Source organism: Flavihumibacter sp. CACIAM 22H1 (genome assembly GCF_001601815.1).
In the GTDB taxonomy this organism is placed as follows: Bacteria; Bacteroidota; Bacteroidia; order Chitinophagales; family Chitinophagaceae; genus Flavihumibacter.
The window spans coordinates 1-8899 of record NZ_LUKG01000023.1 but is presented as its reverse complement, the minus strand read 5'-3'; the positions used below and the strand labels follow the sequence as shown (position 1 = coordinate 8899).

The following is an 8899-nucleotide window of genomic DNA, read 5'->3' as shown; positions in this document are numbered from 1 at the left end:
GGAAAGGATATTAAAAGTCCGTGGTTGTCTGAACAGGACATTTTAGAATTGTATTCGAAGATGCCGGGAGCCTGGTTTGACGTCCATGCAGCGAAAGATATCTATCCCACCGGGCCCTTAGATTTTAAGTTTTATCGTAAACGCTTCAACCTTACACTTTTCATAAAGAAAAGCACCCCCCATTTTTTGAAGGTTTATATTAAGCGAATATTAAAGTTTTCAAATTAGCCATTTATCTACGAGCCCCTGGTTATTAGTGGGGTACAAATAATAGCTTGGCACAATAATTTATAAGTCTCCGCCATTGGTAAATCCATGAAATGGCAAAGTGTTTGCAGGATATATGCCATGGATAAGCTATAATAGTAAATCCTTATAACATTGCCGTCGAAAGAAAAAAATCTTTTATTTGACTTTTATTACTACTTATTTAAGTAGATTTAATACGTAAAGGATTGTTATTTTTGCGGTGGCTTTTCCGTGAAACCTTATTATGCGAAATCAACTACTTAAAGAGCTGACGCCCAGGTGGATTCTGTTCCTTATCGAAACATTTTTCCTGGTGTTTGCCTTCTGGAGTGCAATTTATCTCTCCAATAGACTTAGTATTTCACTAAGTACCCTTTGGGTGTATAAATATGCCTTTATCGTCAATACGATTATTGGCGTGGCGGGCATGCTAATTTTCCACACATTTTCAGGTATCGTACGTTTTTCAGGTATCCGCGACATAACGAGGGTGGTGAGTTTTTCTCTTTTTCAGTTGGTTAGTTGGCTGATTATCACCAGTTTAACTGTGTCAACTGGACTGTTTGAGCAAGTTCGCCTGGAGTTATTACTTATTAATTGCTTTCTGGTAACCTTTCTGTTTACAGGTTTCCGGATTTTTGTTCGGGAAGTGTTTCAGATCTCTGGCAATTTTCATAAAAGTAAGCAGCGCAAGCGCAGGATTATGATTTATGGTGCCGGCGACATTGGTTTGGCTACCAAAAAGGCCCTCGAAATTGACCAGGATACCAAAATGCAGATCATCGGATTTATTGATGACAGCATGTCAAAACAGGGAAAAAGCCTGGATGGGATTAAAATTTTCTCTCCGGAACTGGCTTTCCGTAAGCTGATGGCCCATCATAAAGTGGATGAAATGATATTGGCGGTCCATAACCTGCCATCAGAGCGCAAAGAGCGGCTATTCGAATTCTGCTCCTCCCGAGGCGTTAAAGTAACTATTATACCACCACTTCAGGAATGGATTAATGGAATTTTCCGGATCAATCAGTTAAAAGAGCTGACTATTGAATCACTGTTGGAGCGGGATGAGATAAGCATCGACAATATCAGTGCAAAACGTACCTATAACGAAGCCGTAATGCTGGTTACCGGTGCGGCAGGGTCAATCGGTAGCGAAATCTGCCGTCAATTACTGAAATACCCGGTGGTACAGTTGGTATTGTTGGATCAGGCGGAATCTGCTTTGCACGATCTGAAGCTGGAACTGGAGAGCATGAATAAGCAGGTGGACATCTGCGTGGAAGTTGCTTCCGTACGGGATAAATACCGGATTGAAGGTATTTTTGATCGGTACAGGCCCAATTTTGTTTTCCATGCTGCGGCCTATAAGCATGTACCGATTATGGAATATTTTCCTAGTGAATCAGTACTTACCAACGTGAAAGGTACCCGCGTGGTGGCCGATGCTGCCCTTAAATATGAAGTGCAGAAATTTATTATGGTTTCTACCGATAAGGCAGTAAATCCCACTAATATCATGGGGGCTTGTAAGCGTGTTGCGGAAATGTATATTCAGAGCTTATCAGACCGTTCTTCTACTACCAAATTTATCACTACCCGTTTCGGAAATGTATTGGGGTCAAATGGATCGGTAGTGCCTTTATTTAAGAAGCAAATTCTGCAGGGTGGGCCGGTTACCGTTACACATCCGGATGTTACCCGTTATTTTATGACTATTCCCGAAGCTTGCCGCCTGGTATTGGAAGCCAGTGTAATGGGGCAGGGAGGCGATATCTTTGTTTTTGATATGGGGAAGCCCGTGAAAATAATTGATCTGGCTCGTAAAATGATCCGTTTGGCTGGATACACCCCTGGTAAGGATATGGAAATTAAGTTTACTGGCCTGCGTCCGGGTGAGAAAATGTATGAAGAATTGTTTAAAGAATCCGAGAAATTGCTGGCTACCCACCATCCTTTGATCATGAAAGCAAAAAAAATCAGTATCAACCAGGAATGGCTGGAAACGGAAATCAATGACTTGCTTGATGCTGCGCTACAGCATAAACAGCAACGGATTCGCCAACTCATAAAAGGGCTGCTTCCTGAATACCAAGAACATGTGCTGGAAGCGTAGGAAGGCGTCAGACAGTTGTTAGAACCATGTTAGAACATATTGTAAACCACCCATTGGGTGGTTTTTTTATTGGACTAAACGGGGAATATTTTCATCGAATTAATTGGATGGTAGAGATGGGTAGGTGATCGCTAACCAGGTGATGCACGAGGTTAAGGGGCATAAAGAAGGTAGGTGCAATTAACTACCGCATGACTCTTTGGATTTTGATGGATAAACTTCCAATACAGGAAAACGAATGAATAAGTGCCATAAAGTAAGCAATTAAAACGTCAGACAGGTGTTAGAATACTTTTCTAACACCTGTCTGACGTCTCTCACAACTCAATCCGCCAACTTACTCAACTGCAACCAAAACTCTTCAATGCGAAGAATGGCTTTCAGGAAGTCTTCCATCTCAATGGGCTTGGTAACATAACTGTTGGAATGGTTCTCGTACGCCAGGTTGATATCTCTCTGATTGGAAGAAGTTGTCAGCATGATAACCGGTATTTTTTTAAGGTCCGGGTCCTGTTTAATCTCTTTTAAAACTTCATGTCCATTCAAAATAGGAATATTGATATCCAGTAAAATCAAATCTGGTTTGGTTTCCTGGACATAGGGCCCGTTTCTTCGCAGAAAGTCCAACGCATCGCGCCCGTTTTTAACCACACTGATGGTGGTTTTAATCTTGCTCTCTTCAAAAGCATCGAGGGTTAATACAATGTCTCCTTCATTATCTTCTACCAATAGGATATGAACAGGTTTCATGAATTGATTTATTTTTTTACCGTGAAATAAAAACTGGTTCCCTTGCCCGGTTCGGACGCAACCCGAATTTTTCCTCCCCAACTTTCCACGTGTTTTTTTACAATGGATAAGCCGATTCCTGTTCCTTCATATTCATCCCGATTATGGAGGCGCTGAAAGATAACGAATATCTTATCAAAGAATTGAGGATCAATACCGATACCGTTGTCGCTTACTTCAATGATCCACTCTGTAGCCGTTTCTGTTGCCCGCAGGTGTACTTCTGGCGGAAGTCCCGGCTTCGAATATTTTAATGCATTGTCAAGTAAGGCATGCAGGGTTTGCGTAATAGGAACCCGGTAACAGGTACATTCCGGAAGGTTTTCGTAGAATAAATGGGCAGACTTTTCTTCTAGTATCCTTTGCCGTAACACCTGGTACTCTGCAATGATTTCTTCCAGGTTCACCAATTCCCTGCCTCCACTAATACGACCAGCTCTTGAATAATCGAGCAAATCCATCATGATTTTTTTCATCCGCTTGGCCCCATCAACAGCATAATGAATATACTCATGTGCTTTAGGGTCTAATTCACTGCCGTATTTTCTTTTCAATTGGTCAAGAAAGCTGGAAATCATTCGCAGTGGTTCCTGCAGGTCGTGCGATGCAATAAAAGCAAACTGTTCCAGTTCCTCATTGGCCTGTTGTAGTTCTTCTACTTTTAATTGCAGTCGTTCATTCGTTCGGTCCAATTCATCTTTGGCGTTGATCAGCCTTGCATCCGCTTCCTTGCGCAGCATGATGTCTTTAAAGTAAACCGATAAGCCTTTTTCCGATGGATAAACCGTTACCTCAAACCAGGTTTTCAGCGTCCAGGAGTATTCTTCAAAGCTTACCATTTCCTGGCTTGCCATTGCCTCGTGGTATTTTTGGTAAAATGTTGAATTAATAGCATAGGCATACTCGGTCCAGAAATGCTGCCCGATAATCTCTTCTTTCTTTTTGCCAAAAACGGTTTCTGCCCGTTTGTTCCAATAGGTTACCATCCAATTATTATCGACGGCAAAAAAAGCATCCCCGATACTTTCTAGAATGGTATTTCTTTCTTCGTAGGCTTTTTGAAGCCGTATATCAGCTTCTTTTCGCAGGGTTATATCACGAAAGAACACAGCCAGGCCATTTTCCGCAGGGTAGGCAAGCACCTCTAACCAGCTGCCGTACTGTTCTTCGAACCGAACCGCTTCTCCTGTTTCCAGTACCTGGTGATAATATTTATAGGAAGAAAGTTCCAGGGCATCGGGGAAAACATCCCATAAAATTTTGTTCAGTACCTGGTCTCTTTTTACCTGAATCAGTTCTTCAGCGGCCCGATTCCAATAAGTAACCCTGAATTGTCTGTCCATCGTAATAAAAGCATCGCCAATGCTTTCGAGAATTTTTGTTTTTTCTTCCAGTACCTGATTGAGTTCTGTTTCGATCTGCTTCCGGTCCTGTATATCCTGGTAACTTCCATAGATTCGAATACACTCCTGTTGTACAAAATCTCCTTTTCCAATACAACGCACCCAGCGGAGATTTCCTTTCGCCGTGCGTACCTGTAATTCTTCGTCAAAAGGAACCTGTTCTGTTATCAGCCGGTTAATAGCGGCCTCAATTACCTGCCTGCTTTCCGGGGTATAAAAGCTATAACCTCCGGTCAAGGAAGGGATATGAGACCTGTCTACTTCAAGAATCGAATATACCATGGGCGACCAGTAAATGGTTTGCTGGTCGGCTTCCCGCAGGTTTACTTCCCAACTTCCTATTCGGGCCAGGGTGGAGGTTTCTTCCAGTAGGTAAACGGCTTTTTTTTCTTCGGTGGTGTCAAACACCATGGAATTAAAGAGGATGGTTCCATCGGCCAGGAAATAAGGTGTTCCAAAACCTTCCTGCCAGCGCATTTGACCATTTGGGTGAATATACCGCCATTGGCTATGCCATTTTGATCCGCTTGTAATGGATTGATTAATATCTTTTGTTACGGTATCAAAATCGCCCCCCAGTTTTAACTGGTTCCAGACCAGGTCAGCGTCACGCTGGCAATCGGCCCTGCTGAAGCCCCAGATGGTTTCAGCACCTTTACTGACGGATCGTAATTCGTAGCGGCCATCCGGGAAGATCAGGTATTGAAAACCTGCGCCGGGTAGATCGTCCATCAGAGATTGCAGGCGATGTTCAGTTGTTTTTAGTTCATGGATGTCCTGGAAACTTCCCATGATACGGACAGCATGTCCATTCCGCATTTCTGTTTTACTGATAACCCGTACCCATCGTTCTTTTTTCTCTGTGCTTATAAGGATGGCTTCAAAATCGCAGGTGGTTCCGGTGTTAATAGCTTTCTGGATGTAGTTGGAGACCATATCCCTGAAATCGGTGCGATAGAATTGAATGCCTTCTTCCATAGTGGGTTTATAAGTGGAAGGATTGGTACCATGTAATTGATGAACCAGGTCTGACCAATAGATGCTTTGGTTAACGAGGTCGATTTCCCAACTACCGATTTTTGCCAGGTGGATAGCTTCCGCCAGCAATGTCTCGGTTTTCTTTTGACCGGTTACATTGATGGCGGTGATCATGACGGCTTCTTTTCCTTCGAACGAAAGGCGATGCCCGTATAAATCCATCAGCATCCTTTCTCCGGATTTTTTGAGATGAGGGGCGATGCCAAAATGGAGAATGCCTTCTTTTTCGATGGGTGATACCGGTTGGAGCAGATTGGTTGGTCTTTCTTCTTCCGGCCAGAGGTCAGGGAAATCTTTGTTTAGTAATTCTTCTCTGGAATAGCCATACAGGAGGATTGCCGCCTGGTTAACCTCAAGAATTTCCCAACTTTGATGGGCATATACCCAAATGGGTAAGGGGTTAAAATAGAATAAGGTGCTGAAATCATTCTGGATAGGTTGCATATGGTTAAGGCTTGTGCAAATCGTTTGATGCGCAGCAATAAAAGGGCGGACCATATCTTTCCGGGGACAAATTGGGGATGGGGTTATCAAATATAATTTAAAAAATTCTGATTAGGTGTCAGACAGGTAATCAAACAGTATTCTAACACCTGTCTGACACTTAACCCGGGTTTCGTACCTTGCAGCATGTTTTTCTTAAAGAAAAGAACACCCCCCCGAATCGATCTGTCCGAAATTGGATTAGATATGCATTCCCATCTTTTGCCAGGAATTGACGACGGTGCGCCTGACGCAGCTACCAGCCTGCAATTGTTGACCGGTCTGCAAGACCTCGGTATCCAGGGATTTATTACTACCCCCCATATCCTCTGGGATCTCTATAAAAATACAGCTGCTACCATTGAACCCGCCCAACAATTACTGCAGGCAGAATTAGATCTCACCAACAATCCGGTGTTGCTGGAAGCAGCTGCAGAATACCTGATAGACGACTATTTTTCGCGGTTATTGCAGGAGAAAGCCCCCTTACGTGTTCTTCGGAACAACCACGTACTGGTCGAATTCTCCTTTGTAAGCATGCCCTATGATTGGAAAAAAGTCTTCTTCGATCTGCAGATCCAGGGATACCAGCCCGTTCTTGCCCACCCCGAACGATATACCTATTTGTTTAACAAATGGCCGCTCTTGGAAGAATTCCGTGAAATGGGTATCCTGCTGCAGGTTAACCTGAATTCCCTTACCGGCTATTATGGCAAACCCATGCAACAACAGGCTCAGCAGCTTATTAAAAGACAGATGGTGTCTTTCCTGGGCTCCGACCTGCATCACCAGCGCCACCTGGATGCACTGCGCCAATCCAGTACCTTAATGCCACTGGTAAAAGACTGTTTAAACAATACCGCCTGGAAAGGATTTGGAAAATAACGAAAGCGCCCCTGCCTCAACTCCCCCTGCCCAATTTTTTTTGCTTCCCACTAGCGAAGGCCTCCCCATTTTCCGCTTTTTCTGCTCCAGTACGCAACTTTTTCTTGCTGTTTTGTGTTTAATTATTTAACTTTAAAATTAAACAAGGAAATCGGCGGTTTATGAATGCATTTACCATTAAAGACCTTGAAAATCTTTCAGGAATCAAAGCCCATACCATCAGAATATGGGAACAGCGCTATAATTTCCTGAAGCCCCAGCGTACGGATACCAATATCCGGCAATACAGCAGTGACGAGCTCAAAGCCGTGCTGAATATTGCGCTGTTGAATAAATACGGGTACAAAATTTCACACATCGATAAAATGGGACCGGAGGAAATCCGCGACCGTATTATCACGCTCGGAAATATTCAGGCGCAACAGGAACGGCTGGTCAATGAACTGATCCAGCATATGGTAGACCTGGACCTCGACGCTTTTGAAACAGTGCTGGATGAACATATCAAATCACGCGGAATTGACAAAACAATAACGCAGGTAATCTTCCCTTTTCTTGAAAAAATAGGGATTTTGTGGATGACCAATCACATCAATCCGGCCCAGGAACACCTGGTTACCAATATCATTCGCCAAAAACTGATCGTAGGTATAGAAGGCGCTTTCTCTCATATAAAAGTGAAACAAACCGGCCTGCTGTTCCTGCCAGAAGGAGAATACCATGAAGTAGGTTTGCTCTATATGTATTACCTCCTGAAGGGGCGTGGCATGAATGTTTTATACCTGGGTGCTAACGTACCGCTGAAAGACGTTGAATTTGTCGCTAACCTGAAAAAACCTGATTTTCTGTACACCCACCTGACATCGGTTGCCAATAATTTCAATTTTGAAAAATTTCTTACGAATTATCAGCTCCGTTGCCCCTCCCATACCCTGGTTATTTCCGGCCTGCTGACACAACAGTATAAAAAGAAAATTCCGACAAATGTGGCCTTCAAAAAGTCCTTGCCGGAAGTGATGGAATTTATAGCGGCAATTCACTAAGTTTTAACAGAAACTTGCCCTGATTTCGTTGGTGAAACAATGATTATTGTTTAAATTTGAACACCTAACAATTAAACACACAACCATGTCTAACGTAGATTTTAATGAGATGCTGGTGGACAATGCAGAGTTTCTGCGTCCCTTCGCAATCACGTTAACGCGGGATAATGAAGCTGCCCAGGACCTGTTCCAGGAAACTATGTACCGTGCCATCGCCAACCGCGAGAAATACAATGTTGGCACCAATATCAAGGCATGGTTGTATACAATTATGCGGAATATTTTTATCAATAACTACCGCAGAAAAGCCAAACAAAACACCATTTTTGATCATACCCCCAATGATTTCCTGCTTAATTATAACCAGGCAACCACAGCAAATGCAGCGGAAGCCAACCTTAAAATGAAGGAAATCCAGGGATATATTCATAAACTACCGGAAATATTCAGAAACCCTTTTCTCCTCTACTTCGATGGTTTTAAATACCACGAAATTGCTGATATGCTTGGCGAACCGCTCGGAACCATCAAGAGCCGGATCCATTTTGCCCGAAAGCTCCTGAAAGCACAGATCGAACGGTAAGGGGTCGCCAGCGCTTTTCGGGGAAGTGCAGGATTCGTGTTATATTCAATCCTGAAAAATTTTCTAACTGCTTAAATTTAGTAGATACTACCAGTTCAGTGGTATCATCCATTCCCCATGCCCAAAGAAGTTATCATAATCGGAGCCGGATTTGCCGGGTTATCGGCCGCCAGTTTTATGGCCAAAGCCGGCTGGAAAGTAACCGTTTTGGAGAAAAACGACCAGCCGGGCGGAAGAGCCCGCCAATGGAAAACCGATGGCTTTACCTTCGATATGGGGCCCTCCTGGTACTGGATGCCCGATGTTTTTG

At 43.4% G+C, this 8899-nt stretch carries 7 protein-coding genes; 5 read left to right on the top strand and 2 right to left on the bottom strand.

Annotated features, from left to right (window positions below; genetic code table 11):
- Positions 1-493: 493 nt before the first annotated feature.
- The gene (locus tag A1D16_RS08450; protein ID WP_290708923.1) at positions 494-2365 is read left to right on the top strand and encodes a nucleoside-diphosphate sugar epimerase/dehydratase; all 1872 of its coding nucleotides are present in this window, start codon (positions 494-496) and stop codon (positions 2363-2365) included.
- A 324-nt stretch (positions 2366-2689) separates the two neighbouring features.
- Here the strand turns inward: A1D16_RS08450 and A1D16_RS08445 are convergent, their stop codons facing one another.
- Positions 2690-3115, bottom strand: coding sequence for a response regulator (locus tag A1D16_RS08445; protein WP_290708922.1), 426 nt, complete (start codon positions 3113-3115; stop codon positions 2690-2692).
- 8 nt (positions 3116-3123) lie between these two features.
- Positions 3124-6039, bottom strand: a complete 2916-nt coding sequence (locus tag A1D16_RS08440; RefSeq protein ID WP_290708921.1) for a PAS domain S-box protein — start codon at positions 6037-6039, stop codon at positions 3124-3126.
- 246 nt (positions 6040-6285) lie between these two features.
- Between A1D16_RS08440 and A1D16_RS08435 the strand changes: the two genes are divergently transcribed.
- The 4 genes from A1D16_RS08435 to A1D16_RS08420 all read left to right on the top strand — a co-directional run.
- Entirely contained in the window at positions 6286-6963 is a 678-nt protein-coding gene (locus A1D16_RS08435) for a CpsB/CapC family capsule biosynthesis tyrosine phosphatase (protein ID WP_290708920.1), read from the top strand.
- A gap of 161 nt (positions 6964-7124) precedes the next feature.
- Positions 7125-8006 (top strand): MerR family transcriptional regulator, encoded by an 882-nt coding sequence (locus A1D16_RS08430; RefSeq protein ID WP_290708919.1) that lies wholly within the window; start codon positions 7125-7127, stop codon positions 8004-8006.
- 85 nt (positions 8007-8091) lie between these two features.
- A complete protein-coding gene (locus tag A1D16_RS08425) occupies positions 8092-8589 on the top strand; it encodes an RNA polymerase sigma factor (protein WP_290708918.1) in 498 nt (165 codons plus the stop codon).
- Positions 8590-8706: 117 nt separating this feature from the next.
- Positions 8707-8899, top strand: a 193-nt coding sequence (locus tag A1D16_RS08420; RefSeq protein ID WP_290708917.1) for an FAD-dependent oxidoreductase, incomplete at its 3' end; no start/stop codon positions are given.